Here is a 700-nt window from a genome sequence, read left to right as displayed (position 1 = left end):
CCAATTCTTTGCCAACAAAGAGCGCTCACAAGAAGAATTCTTCCATACCTTCAACGCATTGTTGGAAGGTAACCAACAGATCATCCTAACTTCTGACCGTTATCCAAAAGAGATCAGCGGGGTAGAGGATCGTCTGAAATCGCGCTTTGGTTGGGGTCTAACGGTTGCGATCGAGCCGCCTGAGCTAGAGACGCGTGTGGCGATCTTGATGAAGAAAGCTGAAGACCATCAAATTCATTTGGCTGACGAAGTTGCGTTCTTTATTGCAAAACGTCTGCGTTCCAACGTTCGTGAGTTGGAAGGCGCGTTGAACCGAGTCATTGCCAACGCGAACTTTACTGGTCGCCCAATCACCATCGACTTCGTTCGCGAAGCGCTGCGCGATCTGCTGGCGCTGCAAGAGAAGTTGGTGACCATCGACAACATTCAAAAGACGGTTGCTGAGTACTACAAAATCAAAGTGGCGGATCTGCTGTCTAAACGTCGTTCTCGCTCCGTTGCACGTCCTCGTCAATTGGCGATGGCACTGGCTAAAGAGCTAACTAACCACAGCTTGCCAGAAATCGGTGATGCGTTTGGTGGCCGAGACCATACGACCGTTTTGCATGCATGTCGCAAGATTGAGCAGCTGCGTGAAGAGAGCCACGATATTAAGGAAGATTACTCGAACTTGATTCGCACCCTGTCTTCTTAATCGGTT

At 49.6% G+C, this 700-nt stretch carries 1 protein-coding gene; it reads left to right on the top strand.

Annotation, left to right across the window (positions count from 1 at the left end; translation table 11 throughout):
* The coding region (dnaA, locus tag R7R24_RS26960; RefSeq protein WP_318120158.1) for a chromosomal replication initiator protein DnaA at positions 1-694 on the top strand (694 nt) is incomplete at its 5' end.
* Positions 695-700: the final 6 nt, after the last annotated feature.

Source organism: Vibrio sp. 704 (assembly GCF_033339295.1).
This window is presented reverse-complemented; position numbering and strand designations above follow the sequence as displayed.